General features: G+C 72.3%; 24 protein-coding genes, 1 tRNA gene and 2 pseudogenes. 9 read left to right on the forward strand and 18 right to left on the reverse strand.

All coding sequences use genetic code 11. The annotated features are described in order from the left end of the window. The first annotated feature begins 510 nt into the window (after nt 1–510). The gene (locus ACIRPK_RS16130; protein WP_403038633.1) at nt 511–1,200 is read left to right on the forward strand and encodes a DUF4191 domain-containing protein; all 690 of its coding nucleotides are present in this window, start codon (nt 511–513) and stop codon (nt 1,198–1,200) included. 107 nt (nt 1,201–1,307) lie between these two features. On the opposite strand, the gene ACIRPK_RS16135 is transcribed toward ACIRPK_RS16130, so the two are convergent. After that, nucleotides 1,308–1,775, reverse strand: coding sequence for an RDD family protein (locus ACIRPK_RS16135; protein ID WP_403038635.1), 468 nt, complete (start codon nt 1,773–1,775; stop codon nt 1,308–1,310). A 258-nt stretch (nt 1,776–2,033) separates the two neighbouring features. On the opposite strand from ACIRPK_RS16135, the gene glnA reads away from it, so the two are divergent. Together glnA and ACIRPK_RS16145 are read left to right on the forward strand one after the other, a co-directional pair. Next, complete coding sequence (gene glnA, locus ACIRPK_RS16140) at nt 2,034–3,446, forward strand: type I glutamate--ammonia ligase (protein WP_403038638.1); 1,413 nt, start codon at nt 2,034–2,036, stop codon at nt 3,444–3,446. Between the two features lie 256 nt (nt 3,447–3,702). Further along, entirely contained in the window at nt 3,703–3,990 is a 288-nt protein-coding gene (locus ACIRPK_RS16145) for a hypothetical protein (protein ID WP_403038641.1), read from the forward strand. A gap of 1 nt (nt 3,991) precedes the next feature. Here the strand turns inward: ACIRPK_RS16145 and ACIRPK_RS16150 are convergent, their stop codons facing one another. The 6 genes and pseudogenes from ACIRPK_RS16150 to ACIRPK_RS16175 all read right to left on the reverse strand — a co-directional run bounded on the left by ACIRPK_RS16150 (nt 3,992) and on the right by ACIRPK_RS16175 (nt 9,055). Further along, nucleotides 3,992–5,683 (reverse strand): SpoIIE family protein phosphatase, encoded by a 1,692-nt coding sequence (locus ACIRPK_RS16150; protein ID WP_403038643.1) that lies wholly within the window; start codon nt 5,681–5,683, stop codon nt 3,992–3,994. Between the two features lie 88 nt (nt 5,684–5,771). Continuing rightward, nucleotides 5,772–6,002: a hypothetical protein gene (locus ACIRPK_RS16155; RefSeq protein WP_403038645.1), complete on the reverse strand. Its 231-nt coding sequence runs from the start codon at nt 6,000–6,002 to the stop codon at nt 5,772–5,774. A gap of 227 nt (nt 6,003–6,229) precedes the next feature. Further along, on the reverse strand, nt 6,230–6,415 hold the full coding sequence (locus ACIRPK_RS16160) for a DUF6011 domain-containing protein (RefSeq protein WP_403038647.1): 186 nt from the start codon (nt 6,413–6,415) through the stop codon (nt 6,230–6,232). 4 nt (nt 6,416–6,419) lie between these two features. Beyond that, nucleotides 6,420–7,544 carry a PP2C family protein-serine/threonine phosphatase gene (locus ACIRPK_RS16165; protein ID WP_403038649.1) on the reverse strand — a complete coding sequence of 375 codons (1,125 nt, stop codon included), beginning with the start codon at nt 7,542–7,544 and terminating at the stop codon, nt 6,420–6,422. 101 nt (nt 7,545–7,645) lie between these two features. Next, nucleotides 7,646–7,810, reverse strand: a pseudogene (locus ACIRPK_RS16170) (N-acetylmuramic acid 6-phosphate etherase); the annotation flags it as partial. A gap of 24 nt (nt 7,811–7,834) precedes the next feature. Then, a complete protein-coding gene (locus ACIRPK_RS16175) occupies nt 7,835–9,055 on the reverse strand; it encodes a cytochrome P450 (protein ID WP_403038652.1) in 1,221 nt (406 codons plus the stop codon). Between the two features lie 125 nt (nt 9,056–9,180). Here ACIRPK_RS16175 and ACIRPK_RS16180 point away from each other — a divergent pair, with 125 nt between their 5' ends. After that, nucleotides 9,181–9,540, forward strand: a complete 360-nt coding sequence (locus ACIRPK_RS16180; protein WP_403038654.1) for an arsenate reductase family protein — start codon at nt 9,181–9,183, stop codon at nt 9,538–9,540. Between the two features lie 33 nt (nt 9,541–9,573). On the opposite strand, the gene ACIRPK_RS16185 is transcribed toward ACIRPK_RS16180, so the two are convergent. Then, on the reverse strand, nt 9,574–10,044 hold the full coding sequence (locus ACIRPK_RS16185; RefSeq protein WP_403038656.1) for a pyridoxamine 5'-phosphate oxidase family protein: 471 nt from the start codon (nt 10,042–10,044) through the stop codon (nt 9,574–9,576). A 51-nt stretch (nt 10,045–10,095) separates the two neighbouring features. On the opposite strand from ACIRPK_RS16185, the gene ACIRPK_RS16190 reads away from it, so the two are divergent. Then, nucleotides 10,096–10,650 carry a DUF1697 domain-containing protein gene (locus tag ACIRPK_RS16190; protein ID WP_403038658.1) on the forward strand — a complete coding sequence of 185 codons (555 nt, stop codon included), beginning with the start codon at nt 10,096–10,098 and terminating at the stop codon, nt 10,648–10,650. On the opposite strand, the gene ACIRPK_RS16195 is transcribed toward ACIRPK_RS16190, so the two are convergent. From ACIRPK_RS16195 to ACIRPK_RS16210, 4 genes are all read right to left on the reverse strand, one after another. Continuing rightward, nucleotides 10,647–11,609, reverse strand: coding sequence for a DUF1152 domain-containing protein (locus tag ACIRPK_RS16195; protein WP_403038660.1), 963 nt, complete (start codon nt 11,607–11,609; stop codon nt 10,647–10,649). The two genes, ACIRPK_RS16190 and ACIRPK_RS16195, sit on opposite strands and share 4 nt — an antisense overlap. Nucleotides 11,610–11,637: 28 nt before the next feature. Next, nucleotides 11,638–12,366 carry a hemerythrin domain-containing protein gene (locus tag ACIRPK_RS16200; protein ID WP_403038663.1) on the reverse strand — a complete coding sequence of 243 codons (729 nt, stop codon included), beginning with the start codon at nt 12,364–12,366 and terminating at the stop codon, nt 11,638–11,640. 152 nt (nt 12,367–12,518) lie between these two features. Continuing rightward, nucleotides 12,519–13,532 (reverse strand): alpha/beta hydrolase, encoded by a 1,014-nt coding sequence (locus ACIRPK_RS16205; RefSeq protein WP_403038666.1) that lies wholly within the window; start codon nt 13,530–13,532, stop codon nt 12,519–12,521. Nucleotides 13,533–13,845: 313 nt separating this feature from the next. After that, a complete protein-coding gene (locus ACIRPK_RS16210; protein ID WP_403038669.1) occupies nt 13,846–15,102 on the reverse strand; it encodes an ROK family protein in 1,257 nt (418 codons plus the stop codon). A gap of 198 nt (nt 15,103–15,300) precedes the next feature. Between ACIRPK_RS16210 and ACIRPK_RS16215 the strand changes: the two genes are divergently transcribed. After that, nucleotides 15,301–16,047 (forward strand): SDR family oxidoreductase, encoded by a 747-nt coding sequence (locus ACIRPK_RS16215; RefSeq protein WP_403038672.1) that lies wholly within the window; start codon nt 15,301–15,303, stop codon nt 16,045–16,047. 48 nt (nt 16,048–16,095) lie between these two features. Here the strand turns inward: ACIRPK_RS16215 and ACIRPK_RS16220 are convergent. From ACIRPK_RS16220 to ACIRPK_RS16235, 4 genes and pseudogenes are all read right to left on the reverse strand, one after another. Beyond that, nucleotides 16,096–16,190, reverse strand: a tRNA-OTHER gene (locus tag ACIRPK_RS16220). 393 nt (nt 16,191–16,583) lie between these two features. Beyond that, the gene (locus tag ACIRPK_RS16225; protein WP_403038675.1) at nt 16,584–16,805 is read right to left on the reverse strand and encodes a hypothetical protein; all 222 of its coding nucleotides are present in this window, start codon (nt 16,803–16,805) and stop codon (nt 16,584–16,586) included. Nucleotides 16,806–16,968: 163 nt separating this feature from the next. After that, on the reverse strand, nt 16,969–17,319 hold the full coding sequence (locus ACIRPK_RS16230; RefSeq protein WP_403038705.1) for a carbohydrate-binding module family 20 domain-containing protein: 351 nt from the start codon (nt 17,317–17,319) through the stop codon (nt 16,969–16,971). A 9-nt stretch (nt 17,320–17,328) separates the two neighbouring features. Beyond that, nucleotides 17,329–19,035, reverse strand: a pseudogene (locus tag ACIRPK_RS16235) (carbohydrate binding domain-containing protein); the annotation flags it as partial. A 366-nt stretch (nt 19,036–19,401) separates the two neighbouring features. Here ACIRPK_RS16235 and ACIRPK_RS16240 point away from each other — a divergent pair. From ACIRPK_RS16240 to ACIRPK_RS16250, 3 genes are all read left to right on the forward strand, one after another. After that, a complete protein-coding gene (locus ACIRPK_RS16240) occupies nt 19,402–20,052 on the forward strand; it encodes a TNT domain-containing protein (RefSeq protein ID WP_403038677.1) in 651 nt (216 codons plus the stop codon). Nucleotides 20,053–20,188: 136 nt separating this feature from the next. Next, a complete protein-coding gene (locus ACIRPK_RS16245; RefSeq protein ID WP_403038680.1) occupies nt 20,189–20,689 on the forward strand; it encodes a SigE family RNA polymerase sigma factor in 501 nt (166 codons plus the stop codon). A gap of 36 nt (nt 20,690–20,725) precedes the next feature. Further along, complete coding sequence (locus ACIRPK_RS16250; RefSeq protein WP_403038683.1) at nt 20,726–21,601, forward strand: hypothetical protein; 876 nt, start codon at nt 20,726–20,728, stop codon at nt 21,599–21,601. A 15-nt stretch (nt 21,602–21,616) separates the two neighbouring features. Here the strand turns inward: ACIRPK_RS16250 and ACIRPK_RS16255 are convergent, their stop codons facing one another. Both ACIRPK_RS16255 and ACIRPK_RS16260 read right to left on the reverse strand, forming a co-directional pair. After that, nucleotides 21,617–21,955 (reverse strand): P-II family nitrogen regulator, encoded by a 339-nt coding sequence (locus ACIRPK_RS16255; protein ID WP_403038686.1) that lies wholly within the window; start codon nt 21,953–21,955, stop codon nt 21,617–21,619. Then, nucleotides 21,952–23,259 carry an ammonium transporter gene (locus ACIRPK_RS16260; protein ID WP_403038689.1) on the reverse strand — a complete coding sequence of 436 codons (1,308 nt, stop codon included), beginning with the start codon at nt 23,257–23,259 and terminating at the stop codon, nt 21,952–21,954. Before ACIRPK_RS16260 ends, ACIRPK_RS16255 begins: the two co-directional genes overlap by 4 nt. Between the last annotated feature and the right edge of the window lie 269 nt (nt 23,260–23,528).

A 23,528-nucleotide genomic window follows, 5' to 3' on the forward strand; every position in this document is an offset into this window, starting at 1 on the left:
GGGGTCCCGGGCGGGGGGGTTGTCCCCCCGGGGGGGGGCCCCCCGCGGGGGGGGGGGGGTCTGCCCCGCGCGGGGGCCCCGGGGGGGGGGGCGCCCCGCCCCCCCCGGCCCCGGTCTTTTCATCCGGCTTTGACCGGCAGGTCACCGTCCGGTAACACCCGTGGGGGACGCTGAGAGCATGCCGAAGAAGACCGGAATCCTGGTTCACGCCCTGCGGCGCACCGAGCGGATGCTGTTGGCGGGCGGCCAGCATCGGGCCCGCCGGAACGCCTGGTCGGCCGTCTGCGAGAACCGTCGGCACGCCACCGACCGCTCCGAGGCCGCCGCGCTCTTCCCGCCGAGCAGCCGGGCGCGCTCCGCCGAGCCTGACCGCGCGCCCGCCCCGGCCGGGTACGGAACGTTCGATTCCGTACCCGGCTGCCGCCGGACGGCGGGCCCCGGGGCGCGTCCGGGTTGCAGTTTGGGGGCGCCCTTGGATATCCCGTACCCCCGCCACGTACCATGAGCGTTATGGCGAGGCAAACATCGGAAACACCTGGGCGGCTCAAGCAGATCCGCCAGGCGTACAAAATGACCAAGCAGGTCGACACCAAAATCGGCCTGATCATCGCGGGCGTCGGCCTCATCACCTTCGGCGTCTTCCTCGCCATCGGCTTTGCGATCGACCACCCCATCTACCTGGGCATTCTCGGGTTCATCGTGGGCTTCCTGGCCATGGCGATCGTCTTCGGCCGGCGTGCCGAGAAGGCGGCCTTCGGTCAAATGGAGGGTCAGCCGGGCGCAGTCGCGGCCGTGCTGAACAACATCCGCCGGGGCTGGAGCGCCAACCCGACCCCGGTCGCGGTCACCCGCAACCAGGACGCGGTCTACCGGGCGATCGGCCGTCCCGGCATCGCGCTGATCGGCGAGGGCAACCCGAATCGGGTCCGCGGCCTGCTGGCGGCGGAGAAGAAGAAGATGGCCCGGGTGGTCGGCGACGTCCCGGTGCACGACATCGTGGTGGGCAACGGCGAGGGCGAGGTGCCGCTGAAGAAGCTTCAGGTGCACCTGATGCGTCTGCCGCGCGCGATCACCCCCGGTCAGGTGACCGAGACCAACGACCGGCTGCGCGCCCTGGGCGACCTGCTCTCCAAGGCGCCGATCCCCAAGGGCCCGATGCCCAAGGGTGCCCGGATGCCCAAGGGCGGCCAGGCCCGCTGACCGCTCCCCCACCGACACACCACGGCCCCGCCGCGAGACTCTCGCGGCGGGGCCGTTCGACTTGTACCGACGTTCCGTCCCGGACCGGGCACCGGATCCGGAGAGTGTCAGATCCGGACCTCGACGGTGCCGACGGCCTTGTCGTGCAGACCACGGGTGTCCCGGTCCCAGACCACGGCCGGGACCACCAGGCAGAGCAGCAGGGTGCGCAGCAGCACCTGCGGGATGGACGCCCGGGCGCCGTCCAGCCGGACCACCCGCAGGCCGAACAGCCGCTTGCCGACCGTGGTGCCGGTGGTCGCCAGCAGCACCACCGTCATCACGTAGAACAGCGGCGTGGACCACATGTTGGCGCTCGCCGCCCCACCCTGGCTCACCAACCCGTACGCGACCAGGCTGCACAGCCAGCCGTCGACGCACAGCGCGCCGATCCGCCGGCCCGGCCCGGCCAGCGCGCCGGGGCCCTCCTTCGGCAGACCGAGGCGCTCACCGCGGTAGCCGAACTCGGCACCCATCCGCTCGGCGGCGGTCTTCGGGCCGTCGATCCACGATCCCAACGCATCTCTGGTGTCCACGAATCCACACTATCCGGGCAGTGCGGACGATCTTCGGGCCCCTCCCCCCGTACGGGTGATTCCGCTCCGTCCGCCCTTCCCGAATGGTCCAGACCACTGGTCGGACATCCCCTCACCAGGGGTGGCGTTTTGCCCGGAACCGTGGGCGTTTGCCGCCCGCCGGAGCAGCGCGGTTAACATGCAGGAAACGGTGGAGTCACCAACCGGAAACGGCAGATTCCTAGGGTGAGCCACCACACGGCCCGCTGAGGAGGATGGATGTTCAACAACGCCGCCGAGGTCAAGCAGTACATCGCGGACAACGACATCAAGTTCGTCGACGTGAGGTTCTGCGACCTGCCGGGCGTCATGCAGCACTTCTCAGTGCCTGCGGCGACCTTCGACCCGTCCGAGACGCTGATGTTCGACGGTTCGTCGATCCGCGGTTTCCAGGCGATCCACGAGTCCGACATGGCACTCGTCCCCGACCTGACCACCGCCCGGCTCGACCCGTTCCGGAAGGAGAAGCACCTCAACATCAACTTCTTCATCCAGGACCCGATCACCGGCGAGGCCTACAGTCGGGACCCGCGCAACGTCGCCAAGAAGGCCGAGGCCTACCTCGCCTCCTCCGGCATCGCCGACACCGCGTACTTCGGGCCCGAGGCCGAGTTCTACGTCTTCGACTCGGTCCGCTTCGAGACCAGCGCGAACGCCTCGTACTACCACATCGACTCCGAGGCCGGCGCCTGGAACTCCGGCTCCGCCGAGGGCGACGCCCGTGGTTACAAGGTCAAGTACAAGGGCGGCTACTTCCCGATCCCGCCGGTCGACCACTTCGCCGACCTGCGCGCCGAGATGTCCCTCGAACTCGCCGCCGCCGGCTTGGAGGTGGAGCGCCAGCACCACGAGGTGGGCACCGCCGGGCAGGCCGAGATCAACTACAAGTTCAACACCCTGCTGCACGCCGCCGACGACCTGATGCTGTTCAAGTACATCATCAAGAACGTCGCCTGGCGGAACGGCAAGACCGCCACCTTCATGCCGAAGCCGATCTTCGGCGACAACGGCTCGGGCATGCACGTCCACCAGTCGCTGTGGACCGAGGGCTCCCCGCTGTTCTACGACGAGCAGGGCTACGCGGGCCTCTCCGACATGGCCCGCTACTACATCGGCGGCCTGCTCAAGCACGCCCCCTCGCTGCTCGCCTTCACCAACCCCTCGGTGAACTCGTACCACCGCCTGGTCCCCGGCTTCGAGGCCCCGGTCAACCTGGTCTACTCGCAGCGAAACCGCTCGGCCGCGATCCGGATCCCGATCACCGGCTCCAACGCGAAGGCCAAGCGCATCGAGTTCCGCGCCCCCGACCCGTCCTCCAACCCCTACCTCGCCTTCGCCGCGATGCTGATGGCCGGCCTGGACGGCATCAAGAACAAGATCGAGCCACTGGAGCCGGTCGACAAGGACCTCTACGAGCTGGCCCCCGACGAGCACGCCTCCGTCCCCCAGGTCCCGGCCTCCCTCGGCGCCGTCCTGGAGGCCCTGGAGGCCGACCACGAATACCTCCTCGCGGGCGGCGTGTTCACCCCGGACCTGATCGAGACCTGGATCGACTTCAAGCGCAACAACGAGATCGCCCCGATCGCACTGCGGCCGCACCCGCACGAGTTCGAGCTCTACTACGATCTCTAAAGAGCCCCCTGAACTGCGGAAACGCAGTTCGGCTCAGCTCCCGCTGCCGCGGTCCGACGATGCGTCGGGCCGCGGCAGCGGCGCGTCGGGTGGGTGGGGCGCGAGCCGGAGTCCCGCATCACCGGGGCGTACCGCTCCGGTCTCGGTTGGGGGCGTGGCCACGACAGGGCTTCTGAGGGGCCGTCAGACTGGCTGCGGCCGGATGCCGACGGGACTCGGGGGGAGCGACGTGCGGGGGTACGCAGCGACTGATCGTGTGCACTGGGGGGTGGCCGCCGCGTACGGCGCGGTGCCGTTGGCTCTCGACCTGTGGTGTCTGGTGTTCGTCACCGACGTCGTGTCGGTGCTGGTCCTGCCGGTCCTGTCCGGTGCCGCCATCGGTGCCGACCGGGCGGGGCCGGAGAGCGGGGTGGGCACCGCGCGGCGTTGGCGGCGGGCGCTGTTCTGGCTGATGGTGACCCATCTGGCCACCGTGGCACTGGCCGTCCTGGTGGTCGGGCGGTTGCTCTGCGGGCTCGGCCACTCCCCGGTCGGGCAACGGTAGTTCAGTCGGACGCCCGGAAGCGGGCGGCCAGGATGGCGATGTCGTCCTCGGTGACTGTGCCGGGCGGGGTGAGGGTGTGCAGGACGTGGTCGAGGATCTCGGTCAGCGCGGCGCCGGGCAGCGGGCGGAGGGTGTTCAGGCGGTCCAGTGAGACGTCGATGTCCTCGCCCCGGCGCTCGATCAGGCCGTCGGTGTAGAGCAGCAGGGTGCGGCCGGGGCCGCACGGCACCGTGACGGAGGTGTGCCCGCCCCGGCCGACGCCCAGGGGCGGGCCGGTCGGCAGGTGGAGCAGCCGGTTGCTGCCGTCGGCCTCGATCAGGAACGGCGGCAGGTGCCCGGCGCTGGCGTACGTGCACTCGCCGCGGACCGGGTCGGCGAGGACCAGCAGGCAGGTCGCCGGACGTTCGGCGGCGGCCTCGGTCATCAGCGCGTCGAGGGTGTCCAGGATCAGGTGCGGGGCGGGCTGCTGACGGGCGATCACCTTGAGCATCGAGTTGTAGTGGCTCATGTCGACGGCGGCCTGCACGCCGTGGCCCATCACGTCGCCGATCACCAGCAGGGTCCGGCCCTGCGGCAGCGCGATCGCGTCGAACCAGTCCCCGCCGACCAGCGCGCTGGCCCCCGAGGGCAGGTAGCGGGTGGCGATGTCCAGGCCCGGGTGCGGGCGGCCCGGCGCGGCCAGCAGCGCCTGTTGCAGCTCCAGGGCGATGTGGTGCTCGGCGGTGTAGCGCCGCGCGTTGTCCAGGGCGATCGCGGCCCGGCGGGCCAGGTCCTGGGCGGTGGCCACGTCGTCGGCGTCGAAGGCCGGCGAGTCGTCGGCCCGCAGCAGGGTGACGGTGCCGACCGGCTTGTCCCGGCAGGACAGCGGCACCACCAGCGCCGAGTGCAGACCGCTCGCCCGGTAGGCGGCCACCCGGTCCGGGTTGGGGGCCGACCGGCTGAGCTCGGCGTCGGTGAAGACGTTGTCGACCATCGGACGGCCGGACTCCAGGCAGCGTTGGATCGAGGACCCCGGCTGGTAGTCGACGTAGGTACCGGGCTCGCCGAAGCTGCGCACCCGCGCCAGCAGCCCGGGGACGGCGGCCAGGCCGGCCCGCCGCAGCCGCAGGGTGCCGGCCGGCACCGGACGGGCCCCTGGGTCGGCCTCGTGCGGGAAGACCTCCACGGTCGCGGCGTCCGCGAGCTCCGGGACCAGGAAGGCCGCCAGCTCCTGGCAGGTGGTGTCCATGTCGAGGGTGGTGCCGATCACGGTGGCCGCCTGGTCCAGCACGGCCAGCCGGGCCCGGGCGCGCTCCAGGTTGCGCTGCTGCTCGTGCGCCTCCGTGACCTCCACCAGGATGCCCACCAGGCCGACCACCCGGCCGTCCTCCTCGATCCGGTGGTAGGCGGCGTGCCAGAACCGCCGCGGCCGGTCCGAGCCGGCCAGGGTGTGGCCGCTGGAGGTGATCTCCCGGGGGATGCCGTCGGCCAGGATCTGGCGCAGGATGTCCTCGCGCGCGTCGAGACCGGGCAGCACCTCCCGGACCGGGCGGCCGATGTGGTCGGCAGCGGCCAGACCGTTCATCCGCGCCAGGGTGGGGTTGACGTACTGGAAGCAGAGCTCGGGGTCGAAGACCACCACCCCGGCCTCGGTACCGTCCAGCAGCTGCCGCAGCAGGTCCTGGGTCCGGCGCGAGGAGGCGTCGTCCAGCACCCTGCGCCCTCATTCCTCGCGCTCCGCCTGCGGTCACCGCCCATCATCCGATGCCGCACCCGGGCCCGCACCCGCAGCGGGCAGGTGGTCAGAGGTGATCGGTCAGGTAGCCGGAGAGCCTCCGCGACCACTCGGCCAGCTCGTCGCGGCCGAGCCGTCCCTCGCACAGCGCCTCGACCTGCGCGTCCGACAGCCGGTTCCCGCCCGGCTGCGCCAGCAGGGCGGACATCTCCCGCAGTACGGTCGCCAGCCGTTGCGCGTCGGTGTGGCTGAGCATCACCAGCGCGTCCGTGTGGCTGATCGCCATCGAACCGGGCATCACGGCCTCCTCCAGGTGGGCCCCCGTCCACGGTACGACCGCTCCCTGAGGGTCGCTCCCCCGGCACCGGGCCCGAACCGCGCCGCCGCCCGGGTGACAGGACGTTTCCCCTGGTGGGGGTGGGCGTTGGGCATGGCATGACGAAGACCTGGAAGTTCCTCATCGCCACCGTGCTCACCGTCGGAGTGGTCGGCCTGGTCGCCGCCGCCTACAGCCGGGAGTGACCCTCAGAACAGCGGGTCCTGCTCGCCCGGGACGACCTGGGTGACGTCCTCGGGGCCCCGGCAGCCCGGGCCGAGGCGGAGGATCCGGGACTCCGGGTCGTGCAGCGGTCGGCCGCAGCGGCGGCAGCGCAGCAGGGACGGCCGGTCCGGAGGGATCGGCGGGATCAGGGCGGGGTCGTCGGACTGCACCGGATCAGTCTGACGGACCGTCCGGGCCGGGACCGAGCGGGGTCAGGGCCAGGATCGCGAGGTCGTCGGTGAGCAGGCCGCAGCGGGCGCGGACATCCGCGTCGAGGGCGGCCACCAGGTGCTCCGGGTCGGTGCCGGCGAGGACGGCGAGACGCTCGGCGACGGGGTAGAACTCCCCGGCCCGGTCGCGGGCCTCGGTGAGGCCGTCGGTGAACAGCAGCAGGGTGTGGCCGGGCTCCAGGGTGAAGGCCGCCGGGGCGGCGGGGGCCGCGGCGGTGAGGCCGCCCAGGCCGAGCGGGAGCTGCTCGGGGGCGTCCACCTCCCGGACCCCGGCCGGTCCGGTCACCAGCGGGGCGTGGTGGCCCCGGTTGACCAGCAGGCAGCGGCCGGTCGCGGGGTCGTGCTGGAGCAGCGTGGCGGTGGCGAAGAGCTCCTGGTCGTCCCGGTCGCCAGCGACCCGTTGCAGCTGACGGTCCAGCAGGTCGGCCAGGTCGTTCAGGCTCCCGGTCTCGTCGGCCATCGCCCGGAACGCGCCGAGCAGGTCGGCGACGGTGCGGACGGCGTCCAGACCCTTGCCCCGGACGTCGCCGAGCAGCACCCGGGTGCCGTACCTGGTCTCGCAGATCGAGTAGAGGTCGCCGCCGATCGGGACCTCGGCCTGGGCCGCCCGGTAGAGACCGGCGGTGCGCAGGCCGCCGCTGCGCGGTGGGACGGGGTGCAGCACGGTGCGTTGCAGGGCCTCGGCGACCGAGCGGACCTGGACCAGGTCGTGCTCCTGTCTGATCCGCTGCCAGGACAGCACGGCGCCCAGGACGCCGGCCACCGCGGTGGCGAGGTAGATCCACAGGTGGTGCTGCTCGGTGAGGTGGCCGACCCGTTCGGCCATCACGCCCTGCAGGGCCACCGTGCCGAAGGTGCTCAGCGCGACCGCGACGGGGCCGTAGCCGAACGCGACCAGGACCGGGAGCACGGTGAGCGGGAAGCCGGCCGCGATGTGGGCCGAGGCGGCGTACTCGGCGGTCAGGTCGACGGCCACCAGCAGGGCCGGCAGGGCCCGGACCCAGCGAGGGGTCCGGGCCCCGCTGAGTGCTCCCACCGGAGCGGTGGTCTGCGGGTCGGGCGTGGACAAGGGGACCTCCGGGGGCGTACCGCTGCCCGTCCATCGTCGCCGACCGAGGCCCCGGGCGCACCGGACCAAAGTCCTGCGCGCCCGGTGGGAGCACTCAGCGGGGCCCGGAGGTCGACCAGCAGGCTCCCGTAGGTGCTGCCGAGCCGGATCACGGTGACGGAGAGCAGCCTGACCACCAGCTTCTGGGCCGTACCGGCCTTCAACCGGGCTGACCCGGTGGGCAGTTCAGCGCCGACCCGGAGCTCGATCGGGTGCTCGGCGGCGGCCCTTCGGGTCGGGGTTGCCGCGGCTCATCCCCGGAGGGCGACCGGGAGGGTGTGGAAGCCGCGCAGGACCAGGCCGCTGCGGCGGCTCGGCGCCCTGGCCGGGGCGAGGTCCGGGAACCGGTCGAGCAGTGCGGGCAGCGCCACCGTGGCTTCCAGCCGGGCGAGTTGGGCCCCGAGACAGAAGTGCGGGCCGCCACCGAAGCTGACCGGCTGGCTGTCCGTGCGGCGCGGGTCGAACCGCTCCGGGTCCGGGTAGCGGGCGGGGTCGCGGTTGGCCGCGCCGAGCAGCAGGTAGATCCCGGTGCCGTACGGGGTCGGGACGCCGCCGACCGCGAGCTCGTCGCTGAGCGAGATCCGGGAGGTGAGCTGCACGGGCGAGTCGTACCGCAGCACCTCGTCCACCAGCCCGGCCGGGGTGACCTCCCCGGACCGCAGGGCGGCCCGCTCGGCAGGGTGCTCGAAGAGCAGTGCCAGCCCGTTGCCGAGCAGGTTGGCGGTGGTCTCGAAGCCGGCGGCCAGCAGCAGCACCAGGTTGGCCAGCAGCTCCCGCCCGGACAGCCGACCGTGGTCGGCGGCGGCGGCCTGCACCAGGGCGCTGACCAGGTCGTCGGTCGGCTCGGCCTGCCGCTTGGCCGCCAACTCCGTGAAGTAGTCGGCGAGTTCGTCGGCGGCCGCGTCGGCCGCCGCCAGCTCCGGGTCGGACGGGAGCAGCTCGAGCGCGGCCGTCAGGTCGTCCGCCAGCGGCCGGAACCGGTGCCGGTCCTCGGCCGGGACGCCGAGCAGCTCGCAGATCACCCCGACCGGCAGCCGGTAGGCGAAGGCGTCCATGAAGTCGACCGGCGCGCCGTCGGCACCGGCCTCGGCCAGCTCGGCCAGCAGCCCGTCGACCGCCGCCACCACGGCGGGCTCCAGCGCGGCCACCCGGCGGGCGGTGAACACCGAGGCGATCAGTGAGCGCATCCGGCCGTGGTCGGGCGCGTTGGTCTCCAGCATCGAGGCGCCGAGCAGCACCTTGGAGCTGTGCTCCAGATAGCCGTCCTCCCAGCGCTCCCGCAGCGCCGCGTCCGGGACGTGGAACGCGGTGGAGCGGAGCACCTGGTTGACCTCCCGGTGGCCGACGGCGAGCACCATGTTCGGCCCCGCCTCGCTCACCGGGCCGAGCCGGTGCGCCCGGGCGTAGAGGGGGTACGGATCGGCCCGGCCCTCCGCGTCGAGCAACCGGCCGATGATCTCCTCGCCGTTCATCCCCGCCCCTCCCGTCGGCACTTCCCCACTCAACCCCCCGGTGGACCGCGGAGTTCCCGACCCGGATCGCCGGCGCCCGGACCGTCGTGGCTCGTCGGTCCCGGCTTCCTGAGTAGGCTGGCCGGATGGAGATCTGGATCAACCCGCGCTGCGGGAAGTGCCGTAGCGCGCTCGGCGAGCTGGAAGCGGCCAAGGCCGAGTACACCGTCCGCCGCTATCTGGAGGACCCGCCGAGCGTCGCCGAGCTGGAGCAGGTGCTCGTCCGGCTCGGGCTCGAGCCCTGGGACATCACCCGGCTGGAGGAGCCGGTCTCCAAGGAGCTCGGCATGAAGCAGTGGAGCCGGACCGACGGCGACCGGGGCCGCTGGATCGCGGCGATGGCCGAGCACCCCGTCCTGATCCAGCGGCCGATCATCACGGCCGACGACGGTCACGCGGTGGTCGCCCGGACGCCGGAGGCGGTGCGCGCCGTCCTGGCCGGCTGACCCCGGGCCGACGCCGGCCGGGCTGACCCCGGGTCAGCTCCGCCGGACCGTCCGCACCTCCTGGCCGGGACGCCAGGAGCGGATCACCAGCTCGTCGCCCGCCACCTCGGTCAGCACCACCTCGGTCGGCTCCAGCCGGAAGGCGTGGAACGGGCCGGGCTGCGGGGCCGGCAGCTCGGCCGCGTACGCGCTCAGCTCGACCTCGTCGGTGAGCTCGCGGGCCAGGCCGGAGACCTTCGCGTCGCCGCCGGCCATGGTCGGGTCGGACGGGTTGCTGTGCAGCGCGAAGCGGCCGTCCCGGCGCAGGTCGAGCGCTTTCACCGCGCCGTACATCGAGCCGAAGGTCAGATCGGCCCCGATGAACTGCACCTCGGTGCCGCTCACCCGGGGCGCCCCGCCCGCCCGCAGGGTGGCCAGCACATGGTGCCGGTTCGCCTCGAACCGGGCGCGCACCGCAGGCGCCAAGTCCGGGGCCTCTCGTTCGAAATCCTGCCAGGTCGTCATCCCCCCAGTGTCCCAGCGGCCGCTGACAGTGGCTGCTGCGACACTGGCGCCATGACCGGGACCACCACGTACATCGCGTTCCTGCGGGCCGTCAACGTCGGCGGGCGGACGGTGAAGATGGAGCGGTTGCGCGCGCTGTTCGCCGAGCTCGGGCTCGGCGAGGTGCGCTCGTACATCCAGAGCGGCAACGTCTTCTTCAGCACCGCCGAGACCGACCGGGCCGCCCTGACAGCCCGGATCGAGCAGCACCTGGAGCAGGCCCTCGGCTACGCCGTGCCGGTGCTGCTGCGCACCGTCGAGGAGATCTCCGAGCTGGTCGAAGCCGACCCGTTCGCGGGCGTCGAGGTGACACCCGAGGTCCGGCTCTGCGTGCTCTTCCTCTCCGAGCCGCTGCCCGACGGGCTGGAGCTCCCGATCCGCTCCGCCAAGGGCGACTGGGAGATCATCGGCGCCACCCCGGGCGCGGCCTTCACCGTGCTGCACCTGCGGGGCGGCCGGATGACCACCAACCCGGCCACCACCTTCCCCAAGTCCTACCGGGGGCACGCCACTTCGCGGTTCTTCCACACCACCGTCAAGATCCTGGCGGCCGCCCGGAAGCCCTAGTGCGGGAACATCCGGGGCGGTCGCTGCTGGGGCAGGGTGTCGCGGAACTCCTCGATGACGGTGCTGATCTGACGCATCAGGTGGGTGCGCTCGATCCGGTCCAGGTAGCGGTTGCGGGCGGCCAGGGCCTCCACGGTGACCGAGAAGTAGAGCGTCATCAGCGGGTTGACGAAGAGCGCGGCGCCCTTGGTCCGCTCGGTGAACCGGACGTCGCCGAACTCGCCGCGCAGGGCGGCCGCCACCGAGCCCTGCACGATGCTGGGGTGTTCGGGGAAGGCCGCTCGCGCGTGTTCGACGGCGTCCAGGTAGAGGGTGCCCTCCCGGCTGTCCCGGGACAGCGAGAAGGCGCCGAGGTAGCCGCCCGCCCGGTCGAGGGCGGCCAGGTTCTCCAGCACCAGCGAGTGGTTGACACCGTGGTAGGCGTCCACGCCGAAGCCGAGGCAGCTGACCAGCCGGACGGGTATCTCCGGCATCCCGGCCACCGCCGCCAGGCTGGCCATGTCCTCCTCGGGGGTGCCCAGGCCCGCTTCGTCGCCGCACATCAGGATGTCGGTGCCGCCGTCCACCAGCACGATCGCGTCGATGCCGAGGTGTGCGCAGAGCGCCCGGTAGGCGGCCCGCAGCGGCTGCACGCCGACCGAGCCGAACGCCCAGACGGTGTCGGGCATGCCGTGCAGGCGGAGCCAGCGGGCCAGCGTCCGCTCCGGGAAGTACGGTTCGGCTGAGCGGGTGTCGGGGCGGATCTCCGCCACCTCGGACTCCAGCCAGATGTCGCTGTCCAGGCCGTAGAGGTGACTGAACGACAGGTTGGCCAGGTGGACCTCCCGGCCGGCCGCGCGCAGCGCGAGGGCCAGTGGCAGTCCGGCGTACACGTCGAAGCCGCCGCCCGCCCCGGCGATCAGGATCTTGCGAGCCTGGCCGAGACGGGTCAGCAGCTGCGGTTCGAAGAGCGGAGGCATCCGTGGACGCTACCAACCCGGTCGCCGGTCAGGACTGCGGGCCCCAGAGTTCGTCGGTGCACCGGGCGTAGGTGTCCCGCCAGTGCGGCCAGTGCCGGGCGGTGCTGTCGTCGCAGTCCGCCAGCAGCCGGTCGACCTGCACCGGGTCCACCCCCTCCAGCAGCCAGACCAGCGCGTCCGAGGTGTTCGGCCCGTCCGCCGCGCGGAGCAGGTCGAGCAGCTCGGGCAGGGTGCCGATCCGCGAGCCGGCCGGGAAGATGCCGTCCAGGCGGGGCAGCAACTGCCGCTCCTCGATCCGCAGATGGGTCTCCAGCCGGGCGGCCAGCTCCTCCACCGCGTACGCCACCGACCAGGCGCTGGCCGGATCCCTGGTGGCGATCCGGACCAGCGTGGTGACCCGGGTGAAGGAGTGGTCGAGGTTGTGGTGGTCGGACTCCAACCAGTTGAGCAGCAGCCGGAGTTCGGGCGCGAACCGGCGCAGCAGCGGCCAGAGCCGGGTGTCCTGCTGCTCGTGGTGGCAGGTGAGCATCGCGGTGACGAAGTCCCAGTGCCGCTGGATCGCCTCGGCGGTGGCGGTGTCCTCGGGCTGGAGCAGTCGCAGGGCGTTGGGAAGCCGGACCAGGTCGCGGCGGAGCGCGGCGTGCACCAGCCGCAGCCCGGCGAACGGGATCGCCTCGGCGGCGGGCTGCACCTTGCGCTCCGCGCCCGGCTGGGCGGGGACCTGGGGAGATTCGACGGGCAGCAGGTGGCTGGGCATGGCACTCTCTTCACGACTGGCTGAGACAGGGCCGGTGCGGCGTCGCAGTCGCGGCGCCCCGGCTCGGGTCTCCAGGGTGGTGACAGACCATCAGAGTCGAATCAATGTCTGATTGACGTGCAGGTCAGCGGCCTGCCGCCGCCGACGGACGGTCAGTCGCCCTCCGGCCCGGCCAGGTTCTTGGTCAGCCACTCCAGGGTCACCGGGATCATCTTCTTGAAGTCCGAGGTGAGGTGCTTGCCGCCGGGCTGCTCGTAGTACTCGACCGTGGTCGGGGCCGCCGCCTTGGCCACCCACTTCTTGACCAGCTTGATCTCGTACGCGTTGGCACCGCCCGCGGTGGCCAGCAGCCGGACGTCGGCGCCCTTGGCGACCAGCTCGTCGGGGCTGTTGGCGAGCCGCTCCGCGTCGTGCCCCTTCCAGAGCGGGGAGTCGGGGTTGAAGTAACCGTCGATCGGCACCGCGGCCTTGAACACGTCCGGGTGCTGGAGCGCCAGCTTGGCGCTGCAGAACGCACCGGTGGAGGCGCCCATCAGGCCCCAGCCGTCCCGGCCCTTGACGGTGCGGAAGTTGGCCTTGACGAAGTCCGGGATGTCCTGCGCCATCCAGGTGCCGATCTTCGGCTGGCCCGGGATGTCGGCGCACTCCAGTGCCTTGGCCTCGTTGGAGTCCAGGTTCTGCACCGGCATCACCATGATGAACGGGTGGGCCTTGCCCTCCTTCGACAGCTGCGCACCGATCTCCTCGATCGGCAGCTGGTTGTCGGTCCAGGTGTTGTAGCCCGCGCTCTGGCCGCCCGCGTAGAGGGTCAGCACCGGGAAGCCGGTCTTGGCAAACTTCGGGTCGTTGTACTCCGGCGGCAGCCAGACCCAGACCTTGCCGGTGACCCCGGACTTCGCGCCGGTCAGCGTGGTCACCGTGATCGGCCCCGCCGCGGTGTCCCGCACCTTCTTCAGGTCGGCGGCCGGACCGGTGGGCATCAGCACCTTGGTCGGCTTGGGCGGCGGCGTGCTGCTCTGCGCCGCGGACGGCGTCTTCGCACCGTCGCCGGCCGCCTGCCCGCCCGAGCCGGGCGTGCTCGGCTCACTCCCACAGGCCGCCAGACCGAGGGCGAGCGCGAGCACGCTCACGGCGGACAGGGCGGTACGGCTGCGCTTGAGCGGCAAGGTCTCTCTCCGACCGGTCTCTCGTCCGGGCGGACCGGCCAGGACGGTGGCCCCGAGGTGAGGCCGCGGCGGGGTACCAGAGGTCCCGGCCGAGGTCGGCGTCACGCCCCCGGAGGGGTGAGTGCGCCGTCCGGAATCCTACGACGCAGGCGCGGGGAGGGGCGGTTGCGATCTTCCGGCCCCAGCACCGACATCCCGCCGGGCGGCGGGGGTCGACCCCCGCCGGACGACCGGGCCGTCCGCCTCCGGCCGGGCTCTGGAGCAGCCGACCCGACGCCCTGCCGGCGGCACCGGGCGGCACCCGTGACCACTCTCACAGCATCCCGAGCGCGGTGAACGGCTCGGTGATCACCCGCTCCAGCACCGGCACCGCCGAGGAGCGCACCAGCGTCCGGGCCCCGAACACCGCCGGGACGATGTCGTCGGCGACCGCCAGGCCGCGGTGGCTGCGGCGGCCGACCTCGGTGCGCAGCTCGTCCAGGTACTCGTCGGCGACCAGGATGCCGCCCGCCAGCACCACCCGGCTGGGGTTGATCAGGTCCACCAGGCCGGCCACCGCGCGGCCGACCTGGCGGGCCCGGGTCCGCAGCAGTTCCTGGGCCCGCTCGTCGCCGGTGCCCGAGCCGGCCGGGCGGGCCGCCGCGACCAGCCGTTCCAGCGCCAGCGCGGCGCCGTCCGCCGGGTCGTCCGGGATCACCCCGAGGCTGCGGGCCCTGTCCACCAGCGCGGTGTCGGAGGCGACGGCGCTGAGACAGCCGGTACCGCAGACCGGGCAGCGCACCCCGGGGTCGTCGGTGGCGAGCAGGTGCTCGATCGCGCCGGCCGCCGCGCCGGGACCGCGGTGCACGGTGCGGTCGACCACGAGCGCGGCACCCAGCACGTTGCCGATCATGACCAGCACGAAGTCGTCGACCTCGCGGCCGGCCCCGAACCACAGCTCGGCCCGGGCGATCGCCCGGACGGTCTGCTCCAGCACCAGCGGCCCGGGCAGCCGGTCGGCCAGCAGGGCGGGCAGGTTGACGCCCCGCCAGCCGAGCGGGCCGTGCTCGACCACCAGGCCCCTGTCGCCGTCCACCCAGCCGCCGATGCTGACGCCGGTGCCGACCAGGCGGCGGCCGTCCAGCCGCTCGGCCAGGAAGGTCCGGACACCCTGGACGGCCTGCTCGGTGATCCGGGCCGGGGAGAGGTCGGGCAGCTCGTGGTGCGGGAGCTCGCGCTCGGCGATCACGCTGCCGTCCAGCCCGACCAGGCCGAAGGTGGTCCGGAGCAGCCCGATGTGCAGGCCGAGCGCCACGATCCGGTCGCCGTCCACCCGCAGCGGCACCCGGGGGCGGCCCTGGGTGGGCTCCACCGGGGCGAGCTCGTTGAGCAGCTCCACCTCCATCAGCGCGGCGGTCAGCTTGGTGACGCTGGGGGCGGACAGCCCGGTGTGCCGGACGATCTCGGCCCGCGAGACGGGGCCGTGCGCGAGGACGGCGCGCAGCACCGCGGAGGCGTTGCCCTGCCGCATCAGCTGGGCCCGCTGTCCTGCCGTGACCAGGCCCTGCGGCCGCCCGGGTCGGTTCTCCACGTTGACTGCCTCCTTTCGGACACTCTAGCGAGGCGGCGGACTTGGTTTCGGCCGGCAAATAACCCTGCCCGCTCCGGTTCCGGCGGTTCCGCTCACCCGGAGGGCCGCACTCCGCTCCGCTCCTGGACGCTCCGACAAGTGACGGCCGGTCCGTCCGTGCGCGATCATCGAGGGGCCCGTACCAGCCGAGGAGTGCAGATGTCGCAGCAGGTCGCCGTCGTCACCGGAGCAGGCAGCGGCGTGGGCCGCGCCGTCGCCCTGGAGCTGGCCGCCCACGGCTGGCGGCTGGTGCTGGCCGGACGCCGGACCGAGCCGCTGGACGCGGTGGCCGCCGAGGCCGGGCCCGGGGCGGCGCTCGCCGTCCCCACCGACGTGACCGACCCGGCCGCCGTGGACGCGCTGTTCGCCGCGACCGCCGAGCACTTCGGCCGGATCGACCTGCTCTTCAACAACGCGGGGACCTTCGGACCCTCGGTCCCGCTGGAGGACCTCACCGTCGAGGGCTGGCGCGCGGTGGTGGACCTCAACCTGACCGGCGCCTTCCTCTGCGCGCAGGGCGCCTTCCGGCTGATGAAGCGTCAGGACCCCCAGGGCGGCCGGATCATCAACAACGGATCGATCTCCGCCCACACCCCGCGCCCGGGCAGCATCGCCTACACCGCCACCAAGCACGCCGTCACCGGCCTGACCAAGTCCCTGTCGCTGGACGGCCGTCCGTACCGGATCGCCTGCGGCCAGATCGACATCGGCAACGCCGCCACCGAGATGACCGCCGCGATGTCCACCGGCGTCCGCCAGGCCGACGGCCGGATCGCCGCCGAGCCCACCATGGACGTCGCCGACGTCGCCCGCACCGTCCGACACATGGCCGAACTCCCGCTGGAGGCCAACGTCCAGTTCGCCACCGTGCTGGCCACCACGATGCCGTACATCGGCCGCGGCTGACCCGGCCGGGGCCACCCGGCGTGGCGCCGGATCGCGGCATCCGGTCGGCGGAGAGGGCAGGATTCGAACCTGCGCGGACCCCGAGAGGCCCTGCTCGACCGTTACCGGCCAGGCACCCGATCAGCCACTCCGGGCACCTCTCCCAAGCCTCCGGGGCGGTGCGTTGCCCCTTCGGCGTGACACCACTGTGCCCGCCTGGCCTGACGGCGCACTGACCGCGGCCTGACCGGACGCCGGACTCAGCGGTGCGCAGGGCGGCTCACCAGCCGATGCCGATGGTGAGGCGGCTCGGCGGGTTGCTGTCGGGGAGGATCTTCACCGAGCTCTGGCGCTCCGGGCCAGGGCACCGGAGCGGGCCGTCACCTCGGCGGTGGTGGGCTTGTCGAGGAAGTACGGAAGGTCTGGTTCAGCCCGGTAAGGGTCAACTGCTGGGCGGTGTACTGGTTCCACGCCTGGCCGACGGCGGCCTCCCGTCAGTCGGCCGACTTCGTGAACGTGAACTGGTTCAACTTCGGTCGCCGGCAAGGCGATCGGGCCTACTCGTCCCCCCAGTGCCGGTAGTGCGGAACCGGGCCCTCCACCGTCAGGCGGTACACGCTGGTGGTCGGCCAGTACTCCCCCACCTCGATCACCGGCAGCTCGGCCCGGAGCGCCATCCGCAGGGACGGCGGCGGCGCCACGGACCTGACGCGCTTGTGGTGGCCGTCCCAGCGGCCGCCGTGGAGCTGGAGATCGAGGATGGTGGAGGTGTTGCCCATCCGCCGATGGTCCCGTGGCGCCCGGGTCCCGTGGCCCGCGCCGCGGGACCCATCACTCGAACGGGCGGTTTCGCCCCGACGGCCGTGACCGGTCGTCCCCTCCCCCGTGCACCGGGGGCCGGAACGACCGGCCAGTCCTGACGGCGGATCAGCACTCCCGTGCTCAGCTCCGCCAGGTGTCGTTCAGCGTGACCAGCCCGCTCGCCGGGACGGTGGCGGTCCGGTTGGCCCCGCTCTCCCAGGTCACCGTGCCGGCGGCGTCCTTGCGGACGTACTTGTACTCGAACGCGGTGCCGGCGGCCAGCGCGACGTCGAGCCTCCAGACGGGGTAGCCCGCCGAGGAGAGCGCCGGCGCCTTGCCGGTGTCCCAGCCGCCCAACGCCGGGTTGCTGCCGACCAGGTAGACGTTCTGCCCGGTCGCCGTGGTGGCGGTCACCGCGAACGAGGCGCCGGTGGCGGCGCCGGCGGTCGGGCTCGCGGTGGCCGTGGCGCACGGGTCACCGCTGCCGACCACCCCGTCCTTGACCGTGACGTTCCCGCTGCCCAAGGCGTAGTTGGCGCTGTTGTTGTTGTCCCAGGTGCCGGAGCCGTTGTTGAAGGTGGCGGCCAGGCCGTTCGCGCTGCCGAGCGCGACGGTCTTCTTCACCCAGCCGGTGCAGGCGGCGGCCATCGCCACCCCGGGGGCGGTGGTCCAGGTTCCACCGGTCGGTGCGTAGTGCAGGTTGTAGGCGGCCCAGTTCTTGCTGGTGCTGTAGAAGACGGTGGCCGAGTTGCCGCCGGTCGGCGTCGGGGTCGGGGTGGCCGCGCTGCCGCCCTTGGCGTTGACGTGCAGCGCGACCGAGTCGCCCGCACCGACGGTGGCGGTGAACTTCCCGTCCGAGCCGACCGTGTAGGCGACGCCGGAGCAGCTGCCCGCCGCGAAGTCGCCGTGCTCGACGTCGCAGTAGACGCCGGCCGGGAGCGCGGTCTGGAAGGTCTGGGTGACCGCGCCGCTCTCCCGGTTGATCGCCACGTAGCCCTTGTCGCCCCGGCCGAAGCCGATCGCGTTGTTGCCGTTGGACCACCAGTTGGTGATGCCGGTGCCGCTCACCGCGTTCCGGAAGCCGACCATGTTGGCCACCGGGCGCCAGGCGTGCGTGCAGTTCCAGCCGTCGCTGTAGCAGGAGTTGACGGTGCCGCCGTTCGGCGGCCCGGCGTCGTTGCTGTCGAAGGCGTAGCCGGAGTAGACGTTCGGCGAACCGTACGGGTGGGCCAGCAGGAAGACGTTGGCCAGGGTGTACGCGGAGCCGTTCTTGTAGCTGAGGGTCGATCCGTTCCGCTCGGTGTCCCAGTTGTCGACGAAGGTACGGGCCTGCGAGCTGCCCAGCAGGCCGCTGCCCCAGTTGCCCAGGTCGGCCAGCTTCCCGCCGTTGAAGGCGCTCTTCAGCCAGGTCGCCGAGCGGAACTCGTCCACGTCGCCGACACCGGTGTACTCCGAGGGCTGGACCGGCTCGCCCGCCCCGTAGATGACCTCGCTCGCCCAGTAGGCGTTCGGGTTGCTCATCTTCGCCTTGATGCCCGCCAGGTCGGTGGCGGCCATGTGCTTGGCGGCGTCGATCCGGAAGCCGTCCGCACCGAGCGAGAGCAGGTCGCTCAGGTAGTTGGCGATGGTCTGCTGGACGTACGTGGAGCCGGTGTTGAGGTCGGAGAGGTTGACCAGCTCGCAGTTCTGCACGTTGGCGCGGTCGGCGTAGTTGCTGATCGCCGAGCGGCAGGAGTGGAAGTCCTGGTCCTGGTAGTAGCCCGGGTAGTTGTACTTGGTGTAGGCGGTGCCACCGGTGCCGGTGCCGGAGCCGGCCGACATGTGGTTGACCACCGAGTCGGCGATCACCTTGACGCCCGCCGCGTGGCAGGTGGTGGTCATGTTCCGGAACGCGGCCCGGTCGCCGAGCCGTCCGGCGATCTGATAGCTGACGGGCTGGTAGGAGGTCCACCACTGGGCGCCCTGGATGTGCTCCTGGGGCGGTGAGACCTCGACGAAGCCGTAGCCCTTCGGGCCGAGGGTGTCGGTGCAGGCCTTCGCGACGGAGTCGAAGCGCCACTCGAAGAGCGTGGCGGTGACGTCCTTGCTGCCCGGCGGGGTGGCCTGGGCGGTCGGCGCGAGCGAGAGCCCGGTGCCGATCGAGAGCGCGAGGGCGGCCGAGGCGGCGGCGGCGCCGACCGCGCGGCGCCGGGGGGAGGTGGTGACCACGATGTCTCCAGGGGGCTGGGTGGGCAGCCTGGGATCACCCGCGTGGGCGCGGGTGGGCACGGCAGGGGTGGGGCGGAGCCGGGACGGCGGGTGGGGTGGGGTGCCGATCCCGTTCCGGGGACGCGCCGGTGATGCACCGTCAGCGTGGGGTGTTTCGTTTCTGCAAGACCCTTGAAACTTGCTGGAAACTTGCAATGCGCTGAACCTACGGCCGCTCCGACCCGCCGTCAAGACTCGCCGAGGCAACGGATCGGTCACCTGGCGGCCTCTCGGCCACATCCGCGCGTTCCGGTTGACGGGGGACCGGCGCCACCGGTTCGATGATCACGTTCCGTATCCGCCCGATCACCCCTGGAGCAACCCCGCATGAGGATCCGTCAGGCCCTGGCCGCCATCGGCATGACCGCCACCCTGCTCGCCGGCACCGTGCTGGTCGACACCGCGACCGCCGCCCCCGCCGCCGTCGGGGCGTACTCCGCCGAGTGCTCCACCGAGGACTTCCACGGCGACAAGCGCCTGGGCCCCGAGCAGCTCCCCCGGACCGGCCCGGTCGGCCGCCAGCTCTGGGGCTACTCGCGCACCGGCACCCTGACCGAGCAGGCCTTCCTCGACACGTACTACGACGCCACGGCCAGCTCCTGGCGCTACCCTCCCGCCGACGGTTACGTCACCGCCCCCGACGGCACCCCGCTGGAGATCCAGCAGACCCTGGGGGCCGGTCAGCGGATCGACCGCTACGGCAGCGAGTACGGCTCCTACCTGGCCCCCGAGGGCCTCCCGTACGCCACCCGCGCGATCCCCCCGCAGAGCCTGGACAGCGACCCCGCCGCCCCCTGCAACTACCACGTGTACCAGGTCACCAAGCCGTTCACCGTCGACGCGGGCCCGATCGCCCCGTGGTTCGGCCAGCCCGGCTACGGCTGGCAGTTCCAGTTGGACGCCCGACACGTCCCCGGTGCACCGGCCCGGCTGAACGTCCTCTGGCTGATCGACAACGGCTACCTGGCCCGCGCCTGACGACCCCTCACCACCGCGACGGCCGACCCCCGCCCGGAGGTCGGCCGTCGCGGTGTCCGGATCGACGTGATACCTCGGCGGCGGTCGGAGCGTCGATAGGGGTGACGTCGAGCAGGACGACCGGTCGGGGGCGGAGATGGAGTTCGAGGAGTTCGCGAGTACCAGGGCCAGAAGGCTGTTCCAGATCGCGTACCTGATGTGCGGTGACTGGCACCAGGCGCAGGACCTGGTGCAGAACACGCTCGCCAAGATGTTCGCGGTCTGGGGACGGCTGAGGCGTGGCCGGGACGAGCCGGGGCTGGACGCCTACGCGCGGAAGGTACTGCTGCGCATGTACCTCTCGCAGCGGCGGCTGCGCCGGTCCGGCGAGATCGTCTCGGCCGAGCTGCCGGAGGGTGAGGTGGCAGGGGGGCACGGGGGTACCGACCTGCGCCTCACCCTCCTCGCAGCGCTGGACCGACTACCGCCCAGGAACCGGGCGGTGGTGGTGCTGCGGTACGTGGAGGACCACAGCGTGGAGTCGGTCGCCGAGCTGATGGGGGTGTCCGCCGGAGCGGTCAAGGCCCTCACCACCCGGTCACTGGCCAAGCTCCGCGAGCTGCTCGGCGAGGACCGCGAACTCCTGTTCCGCCTGTGATGCACACCCACCGACACAGCGTTGAGGAGTAGAACCATGGAATGTGACCCGGGACTTGACGAGCTGTTCGGCCAGGTCGTCAGGGAGATCGATCCGCCGGTGGCCGTCCTGGTGGCCGAGAGCCACCGCCTCGGCCGGCGCAGGCGGCTGCACCGCCGCCTGCGGACGGCCGGTGCCGCCCTGACCGTCGCGGCGCTGGCGGCCACCACGGCGGTGGTGCAGTGGCCCGCGCCCGGCGGCGCGCGCCCCACCCTGGCGGTGGCCGCCGACACCGCGTCGGCCTCCGCCGCACCGTCCCCGAGCCCCACCCCGTCCCCCAACCCCGGCCCCACCGAGCCGTTGTTCAAGGTGACCTCGGAGGCCATGTTCGGGACGCTGGCCGCAATGCTCCCGGCAGGTGCAGGGTTCGCCCACTTCGAGAACGACCGGTTCGACGGCAAGCCGATGTCCGACCATGTCACCGACCTCTACGTGGAGTACGACGACGGTCACGGCGCCTCGACCGTCAGCGTGAGCATCGAGCCGGACTCGCGGTCGCTGCCCGCCTTCGGCTGCGCCGACGTGCCCACCGAAGGCGACACCCCCAGGCCCCCGGGGGCGCTCCCGGCGAGCTGCACCACCCGGGTGCTCCCGGACGGCGGGCAGCTGGAGAGTGTCGTGACCGCCACCGGCGCGAGCGGCCTGTACAGCTTCAACGTGCACGTGCGGCGGCCGGACGGCGTGGTGCTCCGGATCACGGCGGGCACCGGCACGATCAGCCCCCCGATCACGAAGACCCGGCTGGTACCGCCGATCGGCCTCGACCGGCTGGAAGCGATGGTGACCGACCCGCGCTGGCAGCTGAAGGTGCCGCAGCGCACCCTCGACACCGGCCAGGCCCTGGCCGACCGGACCAGCCGGATCGAGCACTGACCGCCTGACGAGTCGTCAGACCGCGTCCGGGCCACGCTCCCCGGTCCGGACGCGGACGATGCTGTCCACCGGCACCACCCAGACCTTGCCGTCGCCGATCTTCCCGGTCCGGGCCGCCTCGACGATGGCGCCGACCACCACCTCGGCTTCCTCGTCCTCGACCACGACCTCGATCCGGACCTTGGGCACCAGGTCGACGGTGTACTCCGCGCCCCGGTAGACCTCGGTGTGGCCGCGCTGCCGGCCGTAGCCGCTGGCCTCGGTGACGGTCAGTCCGTGCACCCCGTGCGCCTGCAGCGCGTTCTTGACCTCGTCCAGCTTGAACGGCTTGACGACGGCGGTGATCAGCTTCATGCGACGGGGGCCTTCACAGCAGTGGGAGCGTGGGACGCGGCGCTGCCGTGGCCCAGGACGCCGTGATCGTACGCGGTCTCGGCGTGCACGGCGAGGTCCAGGCCGGTCTGTTCGTGCTCGGCCGAGGCGCGGAAACCCATCACCCGGTCGATCAGCTTGCCGATCCCGTACGAGGCGCAGAACGCGTAGGCGCCCACCACCAGCACCGCGAGCAACTGCTTGCCGATCTGGGTGAATCCGCCGTGCAGCAGACCGGTGGCGCCGCCCGTCATCACGGCGGAGGCGAAGACGCCGATCAGCACCGTGCCGATCACCCCGGCGACCAGGTGCACGCCGACCACGTCCAACGCGTCGTCATAGCCGAACCGGAACTTCCAGCTGACCGCGTAGCAGCAGACCACCCCGGCCACCAGGCCGATCACCAGGGCGCCGAGCAGGTCGACGCTGCCGCAGGACGGGGTGATCGCGACCAGTCCTGCCACCGCGCCGGAGGCGGCGCCGAGCGTGGTGGCGTGGCCGTCACGGCGCTTCTCCACCAGCAGCCAGCCGAGCAGGCCGGTGCAGCCGGCCGCCTGGGTGTTCAGCAGCACGGCGGCGGCGGTGCCGTTGGCGCCCAGCGCGGAGCCCGCGTTGAAGCCGAACCAGCCGAACCAGAGCAGGCCGGCGCCGAGCAGCACCAGCGGCAGGTTGTGCGGTCGCATGGCCTCCTTCCGGAAGCCGAGCCGGGGGCCGAGCACCAGGGCCAGGGCCAGGCCGCTGGCCCCGCAGTTGACCTCGACCACCAGACCGCCGGCGAAGTCCAGCGCGCCCAGCCGGGACTGGATCCAGCCGTCCGGGGCGAACACCCAGTGCGCGACCGGGACGTAGACCAGCAGGGTCCAGACCGCCGTGAAGGCCACCCAGGCCCCGAAACTGGCCCGGTCCGCGACCGCACCGCTGATCAGCGCGGCGGTGATGATCGCGAAGGTCAGCTGGAAGGTGGCGAACAGCAGGGTGGGCACCCGGCCGGTCAGCGAGGCCGGCGTGATGCCGGTCATCCCGAGGTGGTCGAGCCCGCCGATCAGACCGAGTCCGCCGAGGTCGGGACCGAAGGCGAGGGTGTACCCGGCGAGCAGCCAGACCACGGTGACCACCGCGATCGAGACGAAGCTCATCATGATCATGTTGAGCGCGCTCTTGGTGCGGACCATGCCGCCGTAGAACAGCGCCAGCCCCGGGGTCATCAGCAGGACTAGCGCGGTGCTGGCCAGCAGCCAGGCCGTGTCGCCGGTGTCGAGCCCGGCGGAGGTGTCAGCGAGGAGCATGTGGAGCCTTCCCGAACCGCGCACCGTGGGTGGGGTGTGTGCGCTGGTGGGAGGGAGTCTGGACGGCACGGATTACCGGTTGCGGACGCCCGTGTTTCGGCCGCGTTTCGTGTTGCGCGGCGGTTTCGGACAGCTCACACGGACGGCCCTGCGCTCCTCCGGTGCAGGACGTGGCCGGACCCCGGCTGCTCGCGGCGGCCGGGGTCCGGAGTGTGGTTACTGACCGGGGGTCAGCTGGTGGTGTTGATCGAGGTGTCGTCGATCAGGAA

Origin of the sequence: Kitasatospora sp. NPDC101801 (assembly GCF_044766665.1) — a bacterium.
Lineage (GTDB): Bacteria > Actinomycetota > Actinomycetes > Streptomycetales > Streptomycetaceae > Kitasatospora.

Excerpts from the sequence above, each read along its gene's own strand:
- ACIRPK_RS16185 (WP_403038656.1), bottom strand. The coding sequence starts at position 10,044 with ATGACGACCTGGCAGGATTTCGAACGAGAGGCCCCGGACTTGGCGCCT.
- ACIRPK_RS16175 (WP_403038652.1), bottom strand. The coding sequence starts at position 9,055 with ATGAACGGCGAGGAGATCATCGGCCGGTTGCTCGACGCGGAGGGCCGG.
- ACIRPK_RS16240 (WP_403038677.1), top strand. The coding sequence starts at position 19,402 with ATGAGGATCCGTCAGGCCCTGGCCGCCATCGGCATGACCGCCACCCTG.
- glnA (WP_403038638.1), top strand. The coding sequence starts at position 2,034 with ATGTTCAACAACGCCGCCGAGGTCAAGCAGTACATCGCGGACAACGAC.
- ACIRPK_RS16195 (WP_403038660.1), bottom strand. The coding sequence starts at position 11,609 with ATGCCTCCGCTCTTCGAACCGCAGCTGCTGACCCGTCTCGGCCAGGCT.
- ACIRPK_RS16260 (WP_403038689.1), bottom strand. The coding sequence starts at position 23,259 with ATGCTCCTCGCTGACACCTCCGCCGGGCTCGACACCGGCGACACGGCC.
- ACIRPK_RS16250 (WP_403038683.1), top strand. The coding sequence starts at position 20,726 with ATGGAATGTGACCCGGGACTTGACGAGCTGTTCGGCCAGGTCGTCAGG.
- ACIRPK_RS16245 (WP_403038680.1), top strand. The coding sequence starts at position 20,189 with ATGGAGTTCGAGGAGTTCGCGAGTACCAGGGCCAGAAGGCTGTTCCAG.
- ACIRPK_RS16255 (WP_403038686.1), bottom strand. The coding sequence starts at position 21,955 with ATGAAGCTGATCACCGCCGTCGTCAAGCCGTTCAAGCTGGACGAGGTC.
- ACIRPK_RS16225 (WP_403038675.1), bottom strand. The coding sequence starts at position 16,805 with ATGGGCAACACCTCCACCATCCTCGATCTCCAGCTCCACGGCGGCCGC.
- ACIRPK_RS16190 (WP_403038658.1), top strand. The coding sequence starts at position 10,096 with ATGACCGGGACCACCACGTACATCGCGTTCCTGCGGGCCGTCAACGTC.
- ACIRPK_RS16215 (WP_403038672.1), top strand. The coding sequence starts at position 15,301 with ATGTCGCAGCAGGTCGCCGTCGTCACCGGAGCAGGCAGCGGCGTGGGC.
- ACIRPK_RS16155 (WP_403038645.1), bottom strand. The coding sequence starts at position 6,002 with ATGCCCGGTTCGATGGCGATCAGCCACACGGACGCGCTGGTGATGCTC.
- ACIRPK_RS16130 (WP_403038633.1), top strand. The coding sequence starts at position 511 with ATGGCGAGGCAAACATCGGAAACACCTGGGCGGCTCAAGCAGATCCGC.
- ACIRPK_RS16180 (WP_403038654.1), top strand. The coding sequence starts at position 9,181 with ATGGAGATCTGGATCAACCCGCGCTGCGGGAAGTGCCGTAGCGCGCTC.
- ACIRPK_RS16200 (WP_403038663.1), bottom strand. The coding sequence starts at position 12,366 with ATGCCCAGCCACCTGCTGCCCGTCGAATCTCCCCAGGTCCCCGCCCAG.